Origin of the sequence: Chitinophaga barathri (assembly GCF_003807585.1) — a bacterium.
Lineage (GTDB): Bacteria > Bacteroidota > Bacteroidia > Chitinophagales > Chitinophagaceae > Chitinophaga > Chitinophaga barathri.
This window is the reverse complement of the sequence record NZ_RMBX01000020.1, coordinates 51,376-71,149: the sequence shown is the minus strand read 5'-3', so window position 1 is coordinate 71,149 and position 19,774 is coordinate 51,376. Positions and strand designations below refer to the sequence as shown.

16 protein-coding genes are annotated in these 19,774 nt (G+C 50.2%); 3 read left to right on the top strand and 13 right to left on the bottom strand.

Going from position 1 to position 19,774, the window contains the following annotated elements:
* Positions 1-977 precede the first annotated feature (977 nt).
* Entirely contained in the window at positions 978-1,985 is a 1,008-nt protein-coding gene (gene nadA / locus EG028_RS27010; RefSeq protein WP_244939851.1) for a quinolinate synthase NadA, read from the bottom strand.
* 753 nt (positions 1,986-2,738) lie between these two features.
* Between nadA and EG028_RS27005 the strand changes: the two genes are divergently transcribed.
* Together EG028_RS27005 and EG028_RS27000 are read left to right on the top strand one after the other, a co-directional pair.
* Positions 2,739-4,865: a SurA N-terminal domain-containing protein gene (locus EG028_RS27005; protein ID WP_120519401.1), complete on the top strand. Its 2,127-nt coding sequence runs from the start codon at positions 2,739-2,741 to the stop codon at positions 4,863-4,865.
* Between the two features lie 247 nt (positions 4,866-5,112).
* Positions 5,113-5,616: a DUF2480 family protein gene (locus tag EG028_RS27000; RefSeq protein ID WP_120519400.1), complete on the top strand. Its 504-nt coding sequence runs from the start codon at positions 5,113-5,115 to the stop codon at positions 5,614-5,616.
* Here the strand turns inward: EG028_RS27000 and corA are convergent, their stop codons facing one another.
* From corA to EG028_RS26960, 8 genes are all read right to left on the bottom strand, one after another.
* Complete coding sequence (gene corA / locus EG028_RS26995; protein WP_120519403.1) at positions 5,617-6,714, bottom strand: magnesium/cobalt transporter CorA; 1,098 nt, start codon at positions 6,712-6,714, stop codon at positions 5,617-5,619.
* 103 nt (positions 6,715-6,817) lie between these two features.
* Positions 6,818-7,018: a helix-turn-helix transcriptional regulator gene (locus tag EG028_RS26990; RefSeq protein ID WP_120519399.1), complete on the bottom strand. Its 201-nt coding sequence runs from the start codon at positions 7,016-7,018 to the stop codon at positions 6,818-6,820.
* Positions 7,002-7,436, bottom strand: a complete 435-nt coding sequence (locus tag EG028_RS26985) for a hypothetical protein (protein ID WP_120519398.1) — start codon at positions 7,434-7,436, stop codon at positions 7,002-7,004. The genes EG028_RS26990 and EG028_RS26985 overlap by 17 nt, the downstream gene beginning before the upstream one ends.
* Before the next feature lie 128 nt (positions 7,437-7,564).
* On the bottom strand, positions 7,565-8,833 hold the full coding sequence (locus EG028_RS26980; protein WP_120519397.1) for a DUF3472 domain-containing protein: 1,269 nt from the start codon (positions 8,831-8,833) through the stop codon (positions 7,565-7,567).
* Between the two features lie 79 nt (positions 8,834-8,912).
* A complete protein-coding gene (locus EG028_RS26975) occupies positions 8,913-9,299 on the bottom strand; it encodes a VOC family protein (protein ID WP_120519396.1) in 387 nt (128 codons plus the stop codon).
* 4 nt (positions 9,300-9,303) lie between these two features.
* Entirely contained in the window at positions 9,304-9,834 is a 531-nt protein-coding gene (locus tag EG028_RS26970; RefSeq protein ID WP_120519395.1) for a hypothetical protein, read from the bottom strand.
* A 126-nt stretch (positions 9,835-9,960) separates the two neighbouring features.
* Positions 9,961-10,332 carry a septal ring lytic transglycosylase RlpA family protein gene (locus EG028_RS26965; protein ID WP_120519394.1) on the bottom strand — a complete coding sequence of 124 codons (372 nt, stop codon included), beginning with the start codon at positions 10,330-10,332 and terminating at the stop codon, positions 9,961-9,963.
* Between the two features lie 7 nt (positions 10,333-10,339).
* Positions 10,340-10,837, bottom strand: a complete 498-nt coding sequence (locus EG028_RS26960) for a GNAT family N-acetyltransferase (protein WP_120519393.1) — start codon at positions 10,835-10,837, stop codon at positions 10,340-10,342.
* 84 nt (positions 10,838-10,921) lie between these two features.
* Here EG028_RS26960 and EG028_RS26955 point away from each other — a divergent pair, with 84 nt between their 5' ends.
* The gene (locus EG028_RS26955; protein ID WP_162946646.1) at positions 10,922-11,995 is read left to right on the top strand and encodes a lipase family protein; all 1,074 of its coding nucleotides are present in this window, start codon (positions 10,922-10,924) and stop codon (positions 11,993-11,995) included.
* On the opposite strand, the gene EG028_RS26950 is transcribed toward EG028_RS26955, so the two are convergent.
* From EG028_RS26950 to gltB, 4 genes are all read right to left on the bottom strand, one after another.
* Positions 11,992-12,546, bottom strand: coding sequence for a putative glycolipid-binding domain-containing protein (locus EG028_RS26950; protein WP_120519391.1), 555 nt, complete (start codon positions 12,544-12,546; stop codon positions 11,992-11,994). The two genes, EG028_RS26955 and EG028_RS26950, sit on opposite strands and share 4 nt — an antisense overlap.
* The gene (ypfJ, locus tag EG028_RS26945) at positions 12,543-13,385 is read right to left on the bottom strand and encodes a KPN_02809 family neutral zinc metallopeptidase (protein WP_120519390.1); all 843 of its coding nucleotides are present in this window, start codon (positions 13,383-13,385) and stop codon (positions 12,543-12,545) included. The genes EG028_RS26950 and ypfJ overlap by 4 nt, the downstream gene beginning before the upstream one ends.
* A 181-nt stretch (positions 13,386-13,566) precedes the next feature.
* A complete protein-coding gene (locus EG028_RS26940; RefSeq protein WP_120519389.1) occupies positions 13,567-15,042 on the bottom strand; it encodes a glutamate synthase subunit beta in 1,476 nt (491 codons plus the stop codon).
* A gap of 36 nt (positions 15,043-15,078) precedes the next feature.
* Positions 15,079-19,608 (bottom strand): glutamate synthase large subunit, encoded by a 4,530-nt coding sequence (gltB, locus tag EG028_RS26935; protein ID WP_120519388.1) that lies wholly within the window; start codon positions 19,606-19,608, stop codon positions 15,079-15,081.
* Positions 19,609-19,774: the final 166 nt, after the last annotated feature.

The following is a 19,774-nucleotide window of genomic DNA, read 5'->3' as shown; positions in this document are numbered from 1 at the left end:
CATTTACAGAATGTTTGCTGTCATAAAACGCCAAACGCCTTTTGATAAGAACTATTTAGCAGCGGCCTGAATTTTTTTTTGGTAGTCTCTTTATCTTAGAATACGCAATGACGGACTTTGCGCCAGCGTTGGGCAATATCCTTTCTCATACATCCCCATCCTCGTTCAGATTTCCATCCGTACATAAATCCCAATTCAACAATCTTCAAAATATCTAAGAGAATCCCCAGCTGCGTCGCACATTTTTAAAATGCATCACCGGGACCTTCCCAGCCTACCCCATTATTTTATACCAAGCCATTTTATTTTGTCTAACCAGTCCATCATCCTTTCTTCCTCCAACCACGCAACTCCCTAGTTTACGTTTTACGTAACAGTTATCTAACAATAGCCGCAAAGCCTTACTGGTACTATGCCACAGTAGGGATAAGGCATATATGTCCCATAGATATCCCATATATATCCCATAGATAAGGCATATCTATAAGATATGCCTTATCTATTCTTTAACTATGCCAGATCTTTACCTTATCAATACTTTATCCTTGCTGTATCACAACAGGGCCGGGACTTTATCACAACTGAAGCATAACTCTGAAATTCCCAGGCAACAAATACCCTGGACTGGTAGTCTGCCAGCCACACCACATGGCAGGAATTCAAAAACACCAGATGAAGAAAAGAGGAGAGAGGCATCACTAAACAAATCACCACGAAGAGTCAGGGAATCTTTTGAAAGAATATTCCAAAGCATCCAGCTTCGTGGTATAAGAAAAACATGTCGTAAAAAATAGGTTAGTTCAGGTGGAAGCTTTATGAACCCAATTCACTAACAAAGAGTCAAAATACACTTTATAATATATATTAAAAAGATAATCAATTTTATATACAGAAAATAAAATCATAAATAATAAAATCATGCATAAAAAAACCGTCCCCTTTGGAGGACGGTCTTCTCAAATCCTTTTTACAGAAAATTACAACCCAGCCTTCGCGCTGATATCCAGCATCCGGTCGATCGGTTTCTTTGCCGCGATGCGGAGATTTTCTTCCATCGTGATCTCAGGCTCTTCATATTCCATACACAGGTATAATTTCTCCAGCGTATTTAATTTCATGTGCGGGCAATCATTGCAGGCACAAGCATTGTTCGGCGGCGCCGGTATGAAAGTTTTTCCCGGGTTCTCTTTCTGCATCTGGTGCAGAATGCCCGTTTCCGTCACCACGATATATTCCTGGGCGGAATCACGCTGTGTATATTTCAGCAAACCCGTAGTGGAACCGATAAAATCAGCCACCGCCAATACAGCCGCCTCGCATTCCGGATGCGCTATGATCTTCGCGTTCGGGTGACGAACCTTCAGTTTGGTGATCTTTTCAAGGCTGAAAATCTCGTGCACCATACAGGCACCGTTCCAAAGCACCATATCCCGACCTGTTTTTTTGATCAGATAAGACCCCAGGTTGCGGTCGGGCGCAAATATGATCGGCTGGTCCCTGGGGACGCTTTCGATGATTTTCTCGGCATTGGAGCTCGTGCAAATGATATCGGAGAGCGCTTTGATACCTGCAGAGCAGTTGATGTATGAAATAACGATGTGATCGGGGTATTTCTCACGGAATTTGGCAAACAAATCAGGCGGGGCACTGTCTGCCAGGGAGCAGCCGGCTTTCAGGTCCGGGAGCAGTACTTTTTTCTGCGGGCTGAGGATCTTCGCCGTCTCGGCCATAAAATGCACGCCGGCAAACACAATAATGTCGGCGTCCGTTTTTGCCGCCTGCTGGCTGAGCCCGAGACTGTCTCCTACATAATCCGCCACGTCCTGTATATCCGGCTCCTGGTAATAGTGCGCCAGGATGATCGCGTTCTTTTCTTTTTTAAGCCTGTCTATCTCCGCAAAAAGATCAAGCTTCACGTCCACCTCCATATCCAGGAATCCTTTTTTCTGCAAATTTTTTTTTGCTTCCTTTAACGCCATAAACATAACTATAGATTTAACTTTCTTTTTAAAAAGAAGAAAAAGCCCACTACTATTAGGGGTGTGAATTTGGGGGAAACTCGTTTTTCCCTCCTGATACAAATGTAGTTGTTATTATTTTTTTAGCTGCTATCCACATCAAATTAACACCGTTTTTTCCCGTCGTTGCTGGATTTGAGGGTTGTTATCCACAGTGTTAACGGGTAAAAACCTGAACAACTTTTCAGGGCTGTGTGTATTAAGAAATTGTTAAAACAACAGGGTTATCCACCAACGTAATTCACGAACCAACCCGCGGATGAAAAACAAATTTAGTTATACCTCCTTTTAAGCTCTCCTTTTCCCACAAAAAACAGCGTTAACCCCAGGCTTATTAACAGTAATTGTGGAAAAAAGGCCACCTTTTGCTGAAACGGCAACACGACAAAAATTTTCTGTTTTCCGGCTGAACTATTCACAAATTGTTGTGGATTATATCGGTTATATGTTTATTTTGTGGATAACCGCGCAGTAATTTTTGAGCGAATCCTGGCCGGAAATAACCCATGAGCGGAGCGATCAACCAATTTTTACAAACCAATACCTGTGTATTAAAATTTATGAAAATGTGGATAATGTGTGAATGAGGCTGAAAAACCACCCCTCCCGGTACCGCTCAAACCCTTTGCTGTATTGGCTTTGGGGTTAAAAAAACCTATTTTGCAGTTCCAACTAATTTATTCTATTTTTGCTACCTCTAAAATTTAGACTATATAATATATGTCAGTTATTCAGAAAATCAGGGACAAATATGCCGTAGTGATCATCGTATTGATCTGCCTGGCTATTGTGAGCTTTTTGTTACAGGATGTTTTCTTCGGAAGAAATTCCATGTTCGGCAACCAGTCCAACACCGTAGGTAAAGTAAACGGGGTGGAACTGAGCAACGTTGAATACCAGAACCGCATCGAGAATGCGCAGCGTGCAGCCCAGCAGAACATGGGCGGCCTTACGCTCGGCGACGAAGAAGTACAACGTATCCGCGAACAGGCGTGGGACGGTTTTCTGCAGGAACAAATCATGAAAGGTCAATTTGAAGAGCTGGGTATCGAAGTAACCCGCGCGGAACTGATTGACGCGGTAAGAGGAAAAACTCCCCACCCCGTTATGATGCGGTATTTCGTAAATCCCGAAACCGGCCAGTTCGATCCCGCATTGATCGACCGCGTTAGGGAAAACGCCCGCCAGGACCAGACCGGACAAATGTCCGCGCAGCTGGAAATGCTCGACCGCGAAATCCTGGACTACCAGGAAAGAAATAAATATATTACCCTCATCAACCAGGCTGTCAACTATCCTAAATGGATGGCCGACCTGCAGGTGGCTGACAATGCAAAAAATGCAAACATCAGTTATGTGCACGTTCCTTATGTAACGATCGCAGACAGCACCGTGAAAGTAACCGATGCTGAACTCAATAAATATATACAGGATCACAAAGCAGCGTTCCAGGTTCCGGAAAGCCGCAAAGTGGAATACATCACTTTTGATGTGATACCCTCCGCCGCGGATACCGCTGCTGCGCTCACTGAACTGGTAAAACTGAAAGAAGAGCTGGACACCACCGCGGACGCTGCCAGCTTTACCAAACTGAATTCCGAACTGGGCTTCAACGATGTGTTCCTTTCCCGTAATGCTATACAGGTTCCGGAAAAAGACTCCATCGTGGATCTGCCGGTAGGAGCCATCTACGGCCCTTACCGCGACGGCAACGCCGTTGTATTTGCAAAAATGCTGGCGCGTAAAACCCAGGCGGATACCCTGAAGTTCAGTCATATATTTATACCGATGCAATCCGCCAACGGCGATTCAATCGCTAAGAAAACCGCGGACAGCCTCGAAGCTGTAATCCGTGGCGGCGGAGATTTCGCAGCACTCGCTACCGTATTTTCACAGGATCCGTATTCCAATAAATCCGGCGGTGAATATACCCTCGCCGGCCTCGCGCAACTGCCCAACGAATTCGCGCCGGTAAAAGAAGCGGCGTACGATGGTTCAGTTGGCCAGATCAAAGTGATCAAACTGCCGAACCTGGGTTACTCTATTATGAAGGTTAACGCGCAGATCAATCCTGCTCCCGCTGTAAAAGTGGCTTATCTCGCCAAACGAGTGGACCCCAGCTCCACCACCAGCAGCGAAGCACTGGCAGCCGCTAACGACTTCGCATCTAAAAACCGCGACCGCAAAGCATTCGATAAAGCCATCCAGGAAAAAGGCCTGAACAAAAGACTGGCCAACAACATCCGCCCGATGGACTTCGTATTGCCCGGCCTCGGCAACGCCCGTGAAATTGTGAACTGGGCTTACGATGCAGACGTAAATGATATCAGCCCGGTATTCTCTCTCGAAGATAAATTCGTGATCGCGGTAATGACCGGCGCCCGCGAAGAAGGCACCGCTTCCCTGGAAGACGTTCGCCCGCAGGTAGAATCAGAAGTAAGGAAAATCAAAAAAGCGGGTCAGATCATTGAAAAAATGAAAAACCCCGCTACCCTCGAAGCTGCCGCCGCTGCTACCAACCAGCCGGTGCTGACTGCTGAAGGCGTTAGTTTTGCTTCTCCCTTTGTAGCCGCACTTGGCCCCGAGCCCCGCATCGCAGGTGCTGCTTTCAACAAAACATGGGGTACTGCAAAATCATCCGATCCCATCCAGGGCGTCAGCGGTGTATACGTAATTAAAGTGAGCAGCTACGTGGATGTTCAGCAACCTGCTTATGACTACGCCACACAGCGTCAGGCTGCGGAGCGCGACACCCGCCAGATGGTGGACCAGCTGCTTTTCCCCCTGATCCTGAAAAAGAAAAGCGATATCAAAGACAACCGCGCGCAGTTCTTCCGCACGAATTGATCTTTATAAAATATAGTCTGAAAAGGCCGGGCATTCGCCCGGCCTTTTTTTATGCGCTGAAACCGGTGGGATTTTCCCGTTCTTTATCCAGGAAAATCTCAGGGTGCGGGCTGGCGGAAATTTTTATAAAAAGACGGTTAAGCCAGGTCATTTGATGCCGGCGGGCATTCCGCCAAAAACGACAGTTCCGTCCCCTGGCGCTTTCCGGCAGTAAGCGGCGAACCCGGGAATTCCGTAAATTTGCAGTATGGAAGAGATTGTTAATAAAGTGGCGCAAAGCGCGCTTACCACGATAGACCTGGAGAATTATTACCCGCAGGGGGAAACCGTTGTGTTTGACATGAAGGACCATCTTTTTATGGAGCTGATCCTGAAAGAAAAAGATTTTCGTGCCGCGCTGCTCGCCCTGGATTGGGAAACATACCGTGATAAAAATGTAGCCATCACCTGTACCGCGGATGCCATCGTACCTTTATGGGCTTATATGCTTGTAGCAAGTTACCTGGAGCCTGTCGCTAAATTTTATGCTTTCGGCGACGCGGAGTTTGTACATAAAACTTTGTACCTGAAAAATATCGCGGCGATCGATCCCGCGCAGTTCCAGGATCAGCGTATCGTTGTAAAAGGTTGTGGGGACAAAACCGTCAGCGAAGCGGCTTATGTGGAAATTACCCGGGTGCTTAGACCTGTAGTGAAAAGCATCATGTACGGGGAACCTTGCTCCACCGTGCCGGTGTATAAAAAGAAATAATCAGAACCAGCCGCGTTTCCTGAAAATAATGATCATGCCAATGAACATGACGGTCATGATACTTAACACCACAAAGTATCCGTAAGGTGTTTTCAGCTCCGGCATATGGTCAAAGTTCATCCCGTAAATGCCCGTGATCACCGTGAGAGGCGCCATCAGCGTGGTTACCACGGCAAGAACTTTCATTACTTCGTTCAGCTTCTGGTTCATCTGCGCATGATACAGCTCCTGGAGGTTCATGACCAGGTCGCGGTAACTCTCCGCCATATCCACCGCCTGCACGATGTGATCATACACATCCTTGAAATATTTTTCGGTGTTTTGTTCCAGCAGCGCATTTTCCGATTTGAGCAGCCCGCCCAGCAGCTCTCGCACAGGTGCTATACCCCTTTTGAAAACGAGCATTTCCTTTCTTAAATAATTGATGCGCGCCAGCGTCCGGTTAGTTGGCTGGCGGGGGATGATCTCTTCCAGCACTTCAATCCTTTCACCGAGGTTGTCCATCACGACAAAATAATTATCCACGATCACATCCAGCAGCGAATAAAAAAGATAATCCGCGCCGGAGGTGCGAAGTTTGGTGCCACCGGTGCGGAGCCTGTCGCGAATGGGGTTGAACACATCGCGGTCCGGATCGTCCTGGAAAGAGATAACCACATTTTTTCCCAGCACCAGGCTCACCTGCTCCTGGTTCACCGTGGAGCTTTGCGACTGGAAAAACATCATGGGCAGGAGACAAAAAAGATTATCACCGATCTCATCCATCTTGGCGCGCTGCCCTTCGCTCAGGATATCTTCCATCAGCAGGTAGTGAACCTGGTAATTTTTGCAGATCGCTTCCACTTCTTCCCGCCGGATGCCATCCACATTGATCCATTTGATGCAGTCCGATTCGCGGAAGCGGAAACAGTCGGCCACCTTTTCCATTACTTCTTCCTTCACGGTATCCGCCGAATATTCGAAAACGGTGATACGCACATGGTCCACCGGTTTCCTGGAGGTGCTCGCGGTTACCGGGTTAAAGTTCATCAGCCGTTGCTTCCGTACCCTGAAAGGATTGATTGCGTCTGGAATTGGCAGCAGTGCGTGTTTAGCCATACCGGGGTATTTTATGCTAAAATAGAACATTGTGCGGGATGAAAAAAGAACAGCCGCCGGCGTGATATTCACAACGGCGGCTGTATACAAAAAAAGCCGGGATCTAATCTCCTTCTTCCAGCTCGAAGATCTCTTCCAGCGGCTTTTCGAATACCCTCGAAATTTTCAGGGCCAGAATGGTGGAAGGCACGTATTTATTGGATTCGATGGTATTAATGGTTTGCCGTGAAACGCCCGTCAGCCGCGCCAGTTCATCCTGCGTGAGATTCTTCCGGGCACGTTCCACCTTAATGCTGTTTTTCATAAGCGGTCTTGTTGCGGTAGAGTAAAAAATTAAAACGGATAATGAAGATCAGCAGAACGGTGAACATGTTGTAGGTCATCACCGAAAGGAAGTCCAGCCCGTAAAGCGCCAGCGCCGCAATGATCAGCAATATGTAATTGATGATCACCGCCAGCTGCAACGATTCCAGGCGTAGCCTGCTGATGTATTCATCCTCTGTTTTTTCTTTGCTGAAAGATACCAGCAGCAACCCGGCGAAGAGCCCGATCAGCATAATCGTGCCGAAGAGCGGAATTTTATTTTCCAGGCTGTCCGCACTGTAGGGCAGCGTGAATATGTCTCCCAGGATGTAGGAATAAATGGCGTACGTCAGGAAAGGAATGGCGATAAACCAACCGATCTTTTTGTACACATGCGGTAAGAGATATTTCGGTTTCATGGCGAATTGATTTTAATAAAGATAGGTTTATTTTACAAAATGTAAAATATATTTTACACCATGACTAGTTTGTTTGACAAAAAAAGGCCCGCCATATGGCGGACCCTTCAACGCTAAATGAATGAAAATCAAAATTTAGGCAGTTCAATTTCGGGCGCTTTACCCAGCGGCGCTCTTTCAAAAACATCGCCCATTTTGGCGTTCGCGGGCACAAAACCGGCGGTCCAGAGATAAAACATACCATTTTCAGATCCGCCGCCAAAATCGAGGCGGTCTTTGGCGCGGGCTGTAGCATCGTTGCTGAAGCGTGCTTTTGTAAGCTCGATCCATTCGCCTTTACTGGATTTTACCCAATGATTGCCATAATAACCTTTGCGGTATTGGAAGCCGTTTTCGAAGCTGAAGTTTTCAAGGAAAGAATAGAGACGGCCCATGTATTTGCCGTCTTTCGGTGCGCGGAAGCTGGCGATCATTTTCCATTCTTTGTGCTCGGGCACGTAGAAGTAAGCGGTGTACTGGGTAACGGTGCCGGTGGGTACGGCGTGCATGAGGAAGCGGTAAGTTTCGCCGGCTTTCCACATGTATTTCCAATGGCTGTGGCCACCGGTACCTTCGCCGCCGAAACCCTGCGCCACTACGCTGTCACCTTTGCCCAGCAGGGTTACCTGGTCTTCGTATTTCACCTTGGCACGGTCATCCGGTTCTTTACCGGAATCCCACACTGAAAAGATGATCCTTCTTTCGGTCGGGCTGTTCACCTGCATCCCGAAATATCCGCGGTGCCAACCGCAGGACATAAAATAGGTGCCGAGCTTGTCTTCTCCTTCCGGCACTTTGATCTCACCATAAAACCATTCCACATCGGTGCCTTCCGGCGCGGTGTAGTTCAGGTGTACGGAAGCGGAGCGGCGCCATGACTTGGGATTGAACTGAATGTCTTTGGTGGCGGCGCCTTCCAGTGTTACACCTTTTACATCTGCGTACACAGAACCTTGTTTTTCCACACCTTTCAGTGAAATGGTGTAAAAGCCCGGTTGTTTCAGTTTGGTTTGAAGCGCAGGGATGGTGGCATAATCCGCACCGGCAGGGATGTTGATTATTTTCTCCGTGCCGTTGATGCTCATGCGTACTTTGGACGGCGCATCGCTTTTGGCCTGCAGGCCGATCTTCAGCGCACCGGGGTTGGCGGCATGGAAATAAAAATTGACGGCGCTGGAACTGTCCGTCCAGCTTACAACTCCGCGCCTGCCGGAGATGTCCACGCCTTTTTCTTCGGGAACGGCGTAGGCCGTAAAGCCGGGCAGCACCACCTCGGTGGCGGCAGGGGATTGTGCCCGCAGGGTATGGCCTGTAGCCAGCGCAGCCAGCAGCAGGAAAGAGTAGCTTATCTTATTCATGTCTACAAATAAAACAGACTACCACCGCAGATGCAAGCGCGATGTGGAAAAGTGACAATTGCCTGAGAGATGGCGGATTTTACCGGATCGGTTGTACCAGTACGATCTCATTTCCGTAGAGGTCCAGGAAGTGGAGATACCAGCTGTCCGGCCCGTACACTGGTGGCCGGTTGATGGTGACACCGTTTTTGCGGAGACGTTCGTGCAGGTTTTCGAATTCATCCGTGTACATGACCAGTGTGGGTTGCTGGTGGGTTTGGTTGCCAATGAGGGATTGTTGTTCCGGCCCGTCCGCCGCGAGGAACCAGATGCCCGCGCCGCCGCCGCTGAAGCCAATATGAAGGAAACGTTGGTTGCCCACGGTGTAATCCACGATCTTTTTGGCGCCGAGAGTTTTTTCGTAAAAAAGCAAAGCGGCATCATAGTCTTCCACGAGGATGACCACCCTGCCGAGGGTGATGTTCATGAGATCAGGGTGTTAAGATGTTACAGTTACACCAATGTACGTAAATCAGGGAAAAGTTTTTAACGAGGCGGGCAATTTCACGGTCAGCAAGGCCTGTGGCGGTATGTACGCCCAGCGATTTTACAATGCCGTTTTCTTCAAGCCCGTAAAAATAACCGGAGAGAGTATTGAGGGCAAAGCCGTTTTTTACAAAACCGGCGCGATCGTCCAGGGCGATGCTGCCGAGCGTATGGCTTCTGAGAAGGGATTTCAGTTCGAATAAAGGGATGAACAGTTCCGCTGCGCCTATCTGGCGCCGGATATGAAGGCGATGAAACGAACGGATGCCGTCAGCAAATTCCCGGCTATGATTGATCCAAACTTCTTTGATCTCATCCACCTCCTCACCAACAGTGCACAGTTTGCTGATGTTGATAAATTCTGCCTGTCGCCATTCATTGCCGGAAAGGGTAAGGGTAAAATCCGGATAAGCGGGCAAGTTGGTCATCGGAGGGCGTTCATCGGAAACGGTGGGAAGATAAAACCAGTTATCCATGGGTGAACACATCACTTTACCCGAATATATGACGAAAATTTGTTAAAAGAAAGGCCTGGAGGGGTATTTTTAATAGAGAATTAACAGCCGGAGCCTTTGGATCTGACCGGGTTAGGTGGCAGGTTACTACCGTTTCTTTTTGTATTTGATCTTCACATTTGCCACGCCGGCCTGTGTCATTCCCAGTTTACGCGCGGCCTTTTTAGACAGGTCGATGATCCTGCCGGCAACAAAAGGCCCGCGGTCGTTCACACGCACTTTGATGGTTTTGCCATTATCCAGGTTGGTGACTTTTACTTTGGTGCCGAAGGGAAGGGTTTGATGTGCGGCGGTCATCCGGTTTTGTTTGAACGTTTCGCCGCTGGCAGTTTTGCGGCCCTGGAATTTGTCCGCGTAATAGGACGCCTTCCCGGCCTGCGTTACTTTACGCGCACAGGAAGCGGTGAAAAGGAGGACCATCACCGCCAGTATTGGCATTAGGTTTTTAGGTTGTATCATAGCCTGGTTATAACTTCATTTGCATTACCGCATCGTTCATAAAATAGCCGTTCCCGATATCAATGTCTTCTTCGCCTACTTTCACAAAACCATACCGCTCATAAAATCCCACTGCGTTATTCTGGCGGTTCACATTCAGCGAAAGATACTCCATCCCGGCTTTTTGTGCAATGGCGGCTACTTCATTCACCAGCGCCTTGCCCACGCTTTTTCCCTGCATCTGCGGCAGCACGTATATTTTATGCAACTTTGATACCGGTTTGTCCTGGTAGTTGAGCTCATAAGAAGCATAACCGCCAAACTCGCCGTCAGCCTGGGCCAGGAGAAAAACGTGACCTTTGTTCATGATCTGGTCCAGCAGGGCATCTTCGCTGTACATCATGTTCAGCATATAATCGAGCTGCTCTTTTGTAAGAATATGGCCGAAGGTCACGGGCCAGGTGATCTGTGCAATTTCGCGGATAATGTGCGTCTGTTCCGGTTTGGCAATAGAAATTGTAAGCATATAGTTTCGGATAAGGTACGAGATTTGCAATTTACGGGATATCAACAATAGAACATCTTTTTTGTTATGTTTACAAAAAAACGCATGCGCCCTGTTTTTTGGTTTTTGCTGTGCTGTATTTACTTTCCGCTCCAGGCACAGCAACTGAAACCCGGCTTCGACCCCAAAGAATATTTTGAACTGATGAGCCTGCCGGAACGGGGAGATAGCGCCACATTTCAGAAAGAACATCCCGCAAATTTTTCCCTCGTATACGTGTCGCCGGAAGTCGGTTTTTTTAACCAGTTCGCAATATGGAAAAGAAACGATGGCGTTGGCGTGATCCGCATCCGCGGTACTATTCCCAAAGATGTAAGCTGGCTTGCGAATTTTTATGCGGCGATGATCCCGGCCAAAGGCACACTGCAACTTACGGACTCCACCCGCTGGGATTACCAGCTGTCCGCCAATGACAGCACGGCTTACGTGCACGTCGGCTGGACGGTATCACTCGGATTTATGGCGCCCTACCTGGTGAAACAGGTAAAACAAATGTATGCGGAGGGGATAAAAGAATTTATCATCGCCGGACATAGCCAGGGCGGGGCGATCGCTTTTCTTACCCGCTCTTATCTCGAATATCTTCCCGGCATGCCGGAGGATATACAATACAAAACCTATTGCAGCGCCGCACCAAAACCCGGCAATCTTTATTACGCGTATGATTTTGAAAGCATCACGGCCAATGGTTGGGGATTGAGGATCGTGAACAGCGAGGACTGGGTGCCGGAAACGCCGTTGTCCCTCCAGGCGAAAAATGATTTTAATAAGATCAATCCCTTTCTGAATGTGGATAAACAGCTGAAAGAACAAAATCTGATCGTACGCTGGTATGCGCGGAGTGTGTACAATAAAATGCAACGGACTACAAACCGCTCTGTGCGCAGGTTTCAGAAGTACCTGGGGCGGTTTGTGTATAAGATATCCAGGAAACACTTAAAAGAACTGAAGCAACCCGCCTATGTTTTCAGTAATAATTACATGACCTGCGGCACACCGGTGATATTAATGGCCGATGCGGAATATCACCAGAGATTCCCGTTCGACGGCAAAAATGTATTCATTCATCACATGCCGCCGTCGTATCTTTTCCTCTTAAAAAAGCACTATAAATTTTAAGCGTTGACGCGGGTAAAAAGCCCGGGATAGTCTGTCACCAGCCCGTCTTCATCCACGGTGATCTCTGCTTTAAAATCTTTCACCACTCCTTCGAAAAGATATTTGTCTTCCGAAAGCCGCGTGTACCATTGGGAAAGTGGTTTGATCTCGTTGTCGAGCACGTTGATGTAAAGCACCTGTATCTCGGTCCGCTCGTTGAGCGGCAGGTCCAGCCTTCGGATGGGAAGGGTATTGGTGAAAGGCGTGAGGGAAATATCTATGTCAATGCATTCAAACCATTCCGGGCGGGCATGGCCGCTCTGGGTCCACTTTCCGTCCGGGTCGCGCTGGATGGAGATCCACGCGCAATCGCCGGAACGCTCAACGGCCATTTCCAGCGCGGTCACTTCCCAGTTGCGGTCAGTGATAATATCGTAGGTAACTGAAAATGGGGTGTCATCACCAAAACCAACAATGGAACCGTCGATACGGATGTCTGTATCTGTGATTTCCACATTGCAGTATTCCATTGCCTGCATATCCAGACCTTTCCAGACTATCTGTTTTTTCATTGTACACTATTGAAGGTATCACCCTGGCGGAGATCGCCGGTTTCAAATCCTTTTTTGAACCAGTACATTCTCTGGGCGGAGGTGCCATGTGTAAAAGCATCCGGCACGACGTATCCGCGTGACTGTTTCTGGAGACGGTCGTCACCGATAGCGTTCGCGGCGTTGAGGGCTTCTTCGATGTCTCCGGGCTCAATGACGTTTTGCAGTTTCTGGGTGTGATGAGCCCAGAGGCCGGCCAGGAAGTCCGCCTGCAGTTCCAGCTTTACAGAAAGTTTATTGTATTCCGTTTCGCTCACGCGGCCGCGCTGGGCCTGTACCTTTTCGGAGATACCCAGGAGGTTCTGCACATGGTGGCCCACTTCGTGGGCTACTACGTATGCCATGGCAAAATCGCCGGTGGCGTTCAGTTTTTGCAATTCGTCGTAAAAAGAAAGGTCGATGTACACCTGGTAATCCGCGGGGCAGTAGAAAGGGCCAGAGGCGGAAGAGGCGTTGCCGCAGGCGGATTGCACCATGCCCGAGAACAGGATCAGCTTGGGTTCCTGGTACCGCCGGTTCATCTGTGCGAACTCTTTGTTCCACACATCTTCGGTTTCAGCCAGCACTACACGTACCAGGGAATCGGCCGCAGCTTCGGCAGCCTGTTGTGCCGGGGACATTTGCTGCTGCTGGCCGCCTTGCTGCTGCATGTCTATCACCTGGGATGGATCGCCGCCGAGAAAATAAATTAACAGGGCGATCACGACGGCACCGATGCCACCGCCGGCCACCATACCCCCGCGTGATGAACCGCGACGATCTTCAACATTACCGCTTTGACGGCGTCCTTGCCAACGCATAGAGTTTGAATTTGGTTAGGTAGTCTAAATTTAACAAATAAAAACTATATCAAATTCATGGGGGCCGGGCTTAATGGAATGGTAAGAGGCGGGGAAAAATAAAGGCCGGGTAAAAACCCGGCCCGGCTGAAGGTTACAACAAAATCTAAACCTGCTTATGAGAAGACTTAAAATTCGAGATTTACATAGACAAGAACATCAATGAATGGTCCTTGCTTTCCAACTGGGAAGTACCCATCAGAAACTCATCTACCTTTCTCGCACATTCGCGTCCCTCACTGATCGCCCATACCACCAGAGACTGCCCGCGGCGCATGTCGCCTGCTGCAAATACTTTGGGGATGGAGGTTTGATAAGCTTTTTCAGTAGCTTTCACATTTCCACGGTCATCTGTTTCAACGCCGAGGTCTTCCAGCATTCCTTTATGTTGTGGTTGAATAAAACCCATTGCCAGTAAAGCCAGCTCGCAAGGCACTTCCCTTTCGGAGCCCGGCACTTCGGTAAATCTTGCGGGAGCGCCGTTTTCACCGAGAGACCATTGCAGGTCCACCAGCAGCAAACCTTTCAGGTTGCCTTTGTCGTCACCCACAAATGCTTTCGTAGCGATGGCCCATTTGCGGTCCGCGCCTTCCTCGTGGGAAGAAGAGGTTTTCAGCACCATCGGGTAAGAAGGCCAGGGCATAAAAGGAGTCCTTTCGCCCGGGGGTTTGGGCAACAGTTCCAGTTGTGTTACGCCCACCGCACCATGACGGTTGGAAGTGCCCACACAGTCGGAACCGGTATCGCCGCCGCCTATCACCACTACATTTTTGCCTTTTGCAAGAATGTCTTCACCATCTACTTTTATTTTGCTCACTCTTTTGTTCTGCTGTTTCAGGAAGTCCATGGCAAAATGCACGCCCTTTAGCTCACGGCCGGGGATAGCAAGATCCCTGGGAATGGTGGAACCACCCGCCAGTACTACCGCGTTGTATTCACGGAGGAGGTCATTCACACTCACATTCACACCTACATTTGCGTTGCAACGGAATTCGATGCCTTCTTCTTCCAGCAGCGTGATCCTGCGGTCTATCACCCATTTTTCCAGTTTGAAGTCCGGTATGCCGTAGCGGAGAAGGCCGCCGGGTTTGTCGTCCCTTTCAAACACGGTTACGTTGTGACCAGCATAGTTCAGCTGTGCCGCGGCAGCAAGGCCTGCGGGGCCGGAACCGATCACGGCTACTTTTTTGCCGGTGCGTACGCGGGGTACTTTGGCCTTTACCAGGCCTTTATCGAAAGCAACTTCAATAATATGTTTTTCAATTTCCTCGATGGCTACCGGGGGCTGGTTGATGCCCAGCACGCAGGAGCTTTCGCAGGGGGCAGGACAAATACGTCCTGTAAATTCCGGGAAGTTGTTGGTGGAAGAAAGCACGTCGTATGCTTCCTGCCAGTCTTTCCGGTAAACGGCATCGTTAAATTCCGGGATCACGTTACCCAGGGGGCATCCACTGTGGCAGAAGGGTACGCCGCAGTTCATGCAGCGCGCCGCCTGTTCGTTGAGCTTCGGTTCGCTGAACCGCTCTACGAATTCGTTATAATGCTTCACCCTGCTTTTGGTGTCAGCTTTACCGGGAAGCTCCCTTGTAAATTCCAGAAATCCTGTTGGTTTACCCATATCTATCTCTGCTTGTCCGCTTTTAAAATTTGTTTGTTACGCTTTGTGCTTCACACCCTTGGTGGCTACTGCCTTGAGGGCCGCTTTGTATTCTTTCGGGAATACTTTCACGAAGTGGCGCAGTTGGTTCTCCCAGTCTTTCAGGATGAACTTCGCCACTGTACTGTTCGTATAAGCGTGGTGTTTGGAAATCAGGTCCTGGAGGATGGCGGCGTCTTCTTCGCCTACCGGGTCCAGGTCGATCATGTCCAGGTTGCACTGTGATGCAAAGGTGCTCTTCACGTCGTACACATAGGCGATACCGCCGCTCATGCCCGCACCGAAGTTGCGGCCGGTTTCCCCGAGGATCACCGCGTTGCCGCCGGTCATGTATTCACAGCCGTGGTCGCCGGTGCCTTCTACCACTACCGTTGCGCCGGAGTTACGTACGCAGAAGCGTTCGCCCGCTTTACCGCGGATGTACGCCTCGCCGGATGTAGCGCCATACAGCGCAACGTTGCCCGCGATGATGTTTTCTTCCGCTTTAAACCCTGCTTCGGTGGAAGGGTAAAGGATCAGCTTGGCGCCGGACAGGCCTTTGCCGAAGTAATCGTTCGCTTCGCCTTCCAGTTCCAGCGTTACACCTTTAGTATTAAATGCGCCAAAGCTCTGGCCGGCTGAACCGGTGAACTTATTGTGAATGGTATCTTCCGGTAATCCTTCGCTTTTGTAGCGCTTGGAAATTTCGTTGGAAAGAATGGTACCGACAGTACGGTCCGTATTCTTCACCTTGTATGTGCCATACACCCTGGTTTTGCTGTCCAGCGCGGGTTTGGCGGCTTTGAGCAACTGCCAGTCCAGCACTTCGGCAAGACCGTGATCCTGCTCTTCCTGTTTGTACAGGCCGGTTTCGTCGGAAGCCGGTTCGCGGTACAGTACGGGGGAGAGGTCCAGGTGTTTGTATTTCCAATGTGTAATGTTCTCTCTTACTTTCAGCACTTCCACCTGGCCCACCATTTCCTGAACGGTGCGGAAACCAAGCTCGGCCATGATCTCGCGGAATTCAGCCACCATGAAGTGGAAGAAGTTCACTACGGCGTCAGCGGTGCCGTTGAAGCGTTTGCGCAGATCGGGATCCTGTGTGGCAACGCCTACAGGACAGGTGTTCAGATGGCATTTGCGCATCATGATGCAACCTTCCACTACCAGGGCCGCGGTGGCGATGCCCCATTCTTCGGCGCCGAGTAAGGTAGCGATCGCGATGTCGCGGCCGGTCTTCAGCTGACCATCGGTTTGAACGGTCACACGGCTGCGGAGTTTGTTACGTACCAGCGTCTGGTGCGTTTCTGCCAGGCCCAGTTCCCATGGCAGGCCGGCGTGTTTCACGGAGCTGATGGGAGATGCGCCGGTACCGCCGTCGTGGCCGGATACCAGGATCACATCGGCATGTGCTTTGGCAACGCCCGCCGCAATGGTGCCTACACCGGCTTTGGACACCAGCTTCACACTGATGCGCGCCGCGCGGTTGGCATTTTTCAGGTCAAAGATCAGCTGCGCCAGATCTTCGATGGAATAAATATCGTGGTGCGGCGGCGGTGAGATCAGACCTACACCGGGGGTAGCGTGACGCACTTTCCCGATCCAGTCATCCACTTTATGACCAGGAAGCTGGCCACCTTCGCCGGGCTTCGCGCCCTGCGCCATTTTGATCTGTAATTCGTCTGCATTGGTGAGGTAGTAGCTGGTCACCCCGAAACGGGCGGACGCTACCTGTTTGATGGCGGAGCGCATGGAATCGCCGTTCGGCAATACCTCATAACGCATTTCATCTTCACCACCCTCACCGGTATTGCTTTTCGCACCGATGCGGTTCATCGCTACCGCCAGCGTGGAGTGTGCCTCGTGGCTGATGGAGCCGAAGCTCATGGCGCCGGTGGCAAAACGTTTCAGGATGCTTTCCGCGGATTCAACTTCTTCCAGCGGCACCGGGTTGCGGTTGCGTTTGAAGGTGAGCATACTGCGCAGTGTAGCCGCTTTTTCCGCCTGATCGTTTACAGCTTTTGAATATTTTTTGAAAATGCCGTAATCGTTCATGCGGGTGGAATACTGCAACAGGTGGATGGTAGTGGGATTAAAAAGGTGGAATTCACCTTTCCGTTTCCACTGGTACACACCGCCGGTGCTCAGGCGCTGAACCGGTGTTTCTTTCCGGCCGTAGCTGGTCCAGTGTTTGGCTAGTGTTTCCTGTGCGATCTCATCGAGGCCCATACCCTGGATGCGGGAAACGGCACCGGTGAAATATTTATCCACCACGGTTTTGTTGATACCGAGTATTTCAAAGATCTGCGCGCCCTGGTATGATTGCAGGGTGGAGATGCCCATCTTGGAGAACACTTTGAGGAGCCCTTCGCAGATGGCTTTTACATAATTCTTTTTCAGTTTGTCCACATCCAGCTCTGTCTGCAACTTGCCTTTCAGGCGCATGTCGCGGATGGTGCTGAGCGCCAGGTAAGGGTTGATGGCGGTGGCGCCAAAACCGAGGAGACAGGCGAAGTGATGTACTTCCACTACATCGCCGGCTTCCACCACAAGACCAACCTGGCCACGGTAACCTTTGCGGATGAGGTGGTGATGCACCGCGGAAAGCGCCAGCAGGGAAGGAATAGCGGCATGTTCGGAATCAATCGCCCTGTCCGACAGGATGATCACTTCAAAGCCATCTTCCACTGCGTCTACCGCATAACGGCAAAGACGCGCCAGTCCTTTTTCGAGGGAACCGGATTTACCGTCCGCCTTGAAATAGGTATGTAAAGTTTTCGCCTGGAAGGCACCGGTATCTATACTGCGGATCTTCTCCAGCTCATAGTTGTTCAGGATCGGGTGCGGCAGCGCAATGCTATGGCAGTGCATCGGATCTTCGTCGAGAAGGTTACCGTTGTTGCCGAGGAAAGTAGCCAGGCTCATCACCAGTCTTTCCCTGATGGGATCGATCGGCGGGTTCGTCACCTGTGCAAACAGCTGTTTGAAGTAGCTGCTGATGTGCTGCGGCTGATCGCTGAGGATGGCCAGGGGCACGTCCGTACCCATGGAACCGATCGGCTCTTTGCCGTCGATCGCCATCGGAGCGATAATGGTTTCCAGGTCTTCGGTAGTGTAACCGAAAGCGCGCTGGTATTTAAATATCTGCTCGTGCTCCAGGTGCGTGAAAGTTACGCGCGGCTCCGGAAGTTCGTCCAGGCGGATCTTATATTTATTGAGCCATTCGGCGTAAGGCTGCTGGGAGCAAATGCTCTGTTTCAGCTCTTCGTCGCCGATGATGCGGCCCTGTTCCATATCCACCACGAACATTTTGCCCGGCTGGAGACGGCCTTTTTCTTTTACGTTTTTCGGATCGATGGGCAATACGCCGGCTTCGGAAGCCATGATCACGCGGTCGTCTTTGGTCACCACGAAGCGGGAAGGGCGGAGGCCGTTCCTGTCAAGGGTGGCGCCGATGATCTTGCCATCTGTGAAAGAGATGGAAGCCGGGCCGTCCCAGGGCTCCATGAGAGAAGCGTGGTATTCGTAGAATGCTTTTTTCACCGGGTCCATCGCTTCGTTGCCATCCCATGCTTCGGGGATGAGCATCATCATTACGTGGGGCAATGAGCGGCCGGTAAGGTTCAGCAGTTCGATCACGTTGTCCAGGCAGGCGGAATCAGACTGGCCTTCGTCCACGATGGGAGCCAGCATTTCCATTTCCTCCGGGGTAAAATATTTGGTCACAAAGCTGTTCTCGCCCGCCCGCAGCCAGTTCAGGTTGCCTTTCAGCGTATTGATCTCACCGTTGTGAGCAATGTAACGGAAGGGATGCGCGAGTTTCCAGCTGGGGAAGGTATTGGTGGCAAAACGGCTGTGGATAAGCCCGAATGCGGATACCATCCGCTCGTCACGCAGGTCGGTGTAATAATGACCAACCTGGTAAGTGGTGAGCTGACCTTTATATACGATCGTTCTGTGGGAGAACGATGCGAAATAGATTTCTGCTTTGTCTTTCGGGATAGAGTTGCGAACGGTTTTGGTAATATAATTACGCAGGACGAACAGTTTGCGCTCAAACTCTTCCGGATCGGAAATGTGGTAGGGGCAGGCAATGAACAGCTGTTCAATCTCCGGCTCTACGGACAGGGCTGTTTCGCCGATGCCATCGGGGCGAACGGGTACTTTGCGGTAACCCAGGATTTCAAGGCCCATTTTTTCCGCGCAGCGTTGTATAATCTCGCGGCACTCTTCGCGCCAGCGTGGTTCTTTCGGGAAGAATACCATTCCGACACCGTATTTACCGGTTTCGGGGAGGCGGATGCCTAATTTTAAACATTCCGCATACAGGAACTCATGCGGCATCTGAATAAGAATGCCGGCGCCATCACCGGTAGTACGTTCGCAGCCACAGGCACCGCGATGCTCCATATTTTCCAGCATGGTCAATGCATCACGAATGATCTGGTGCGACTTCCTTCCTTTAATGTGGGCGGTAAAGCCCGTACCGCACGCATCATGTTCAAATTCCGCACGATACAAACCCTGCTCTTGGCTCACTTTTTCCATTGGCTTTAGATTTTTTCCTTTTTATCAGATACACTCCTCCCGGCAGGCGCTTATGCCCCAGGCTCAGGTACCGTAATTGCTTTGGGAACGGTTTAAAGATACTAAAGGAACGCGGTATTTTTTACGGAAAGTTATATTAAAGCCCCAAAATTTAGAAAAACTTAAA

Excerpts from the sequence above, each read along its gene's own strand:
- nadA (WP_244939851.1), bottom strand. The coding sequence starts at position 1,985 with ATGTTTATGGCGTTAAAGGAAGCAAAAAAAAATTTGCAGAAAAAAGGA.
- EG028_RS27005 (WP_120519401.1), top strand. The coding sequence starts at position 2,739 with ATGTCAGTTATTCAGAAAATCAGGGACAAATATGCCGTAGTGATCATC.
- EG028_RS27000 (WP_120519400.1), top strand. The coding sequence starts at position 5,113 with ATGGAAGAGATTGTTAATAAAGTGGCGCAAAGCGCGCTTACCACGATA.
- corA (WP_120519403.1), bottom strand. The coding sequence starts at position 6,714 with ATGGCTAAACACGCACTGCTGCCAATTCCAGACGCAATCAATCCTTTC.
- EG028_RS26990 (WP_120519399.1), bottom strand. The coding sequence starts at position 7,018 with ATGAAAAACAGCATTAAGGTGGAACGTGCCCGGAAGAATCTCACGCAG.
- EG028_RS26985 (WP_120519398.1), bottom strand. The coding sequence starts at position 7,436 with ATGAAACCGAAATATCTCTTACCGCATGTGTACAAAAAGATCGGTTGG.
- EG028_RS26980 (WP_120519397.1), bottom strand. The coding sequence starts at position 8,833 with ATGAATAAGATAAGCTACTCTTTCCTGCTGCTGGCTGCGCTGGCTACA.
- EG028_RS26975 (WP_120519396.1), bottom strand. The coding sequence starts at position 9,299 with ATGAACATCACCCTCGGCAGGGTGGTCATCCTCGTGGAAGACTATGAT.
- EG028_RS26970 (WP_120519395.1), bottom strand. The coding sequence starts at position 9,834 with ATGGATAACTGGTTTTATCTTCCCACCGTTTCCGATGAACGCCCTCCG.
- EG028_RS26965 (WP_120519394.1), bottom strand. The coding sequence starts at position 10,332 with ATGATACAACCTAAAAACCTAATGCCAATACTGGCGGTGATGGTCCTC.
- EG028_RS26960 (WP_120519393.1), bottom strand. The coding sequence starts at position 10,837 with ATGCTTACAATTTCTATTGCCAAACCGGAACAGACGCACATTATCCGC.
- EG028_RS26955 (WP_162946646.1), top strand. The coding sequence starts at position 10,922 with ATGCGCCCTGTTTTTTGGTTTTTGCTGTGCTGTATTTACTTTCCGCTC.
- EG028_RS26950 (WP_120519391.1), bottom strand. The coding sequence starts at position 12,546 with ATGAAAAAACAGATAGTCTGGAAAGGTCTGGATATGCAGGCAATGGAA.
- ypfJ (WP_120519390.1), bottom strand. The coding sequence starts at position 13,385 with ATGCGTTGGCAAGGACGCCGTCAAAGCGGTAATGTTGAAGATCGTCGC.
- EG028_RS26940 (WP_120519389.1), bottom strand. The coding sequence starts at position 15,042 with ATGGGTAAACCAACAGGATTTCTGGAATTTACAAGGGAGCTTCCCGGT.
- gltB (WP_120519388.1), bottom strand. The coding sequence starts at position 19,608 with ATGGAAAAAGTGAGCCAAGAGCAGGGTTTGTATCGTGCGGAATTTGAA.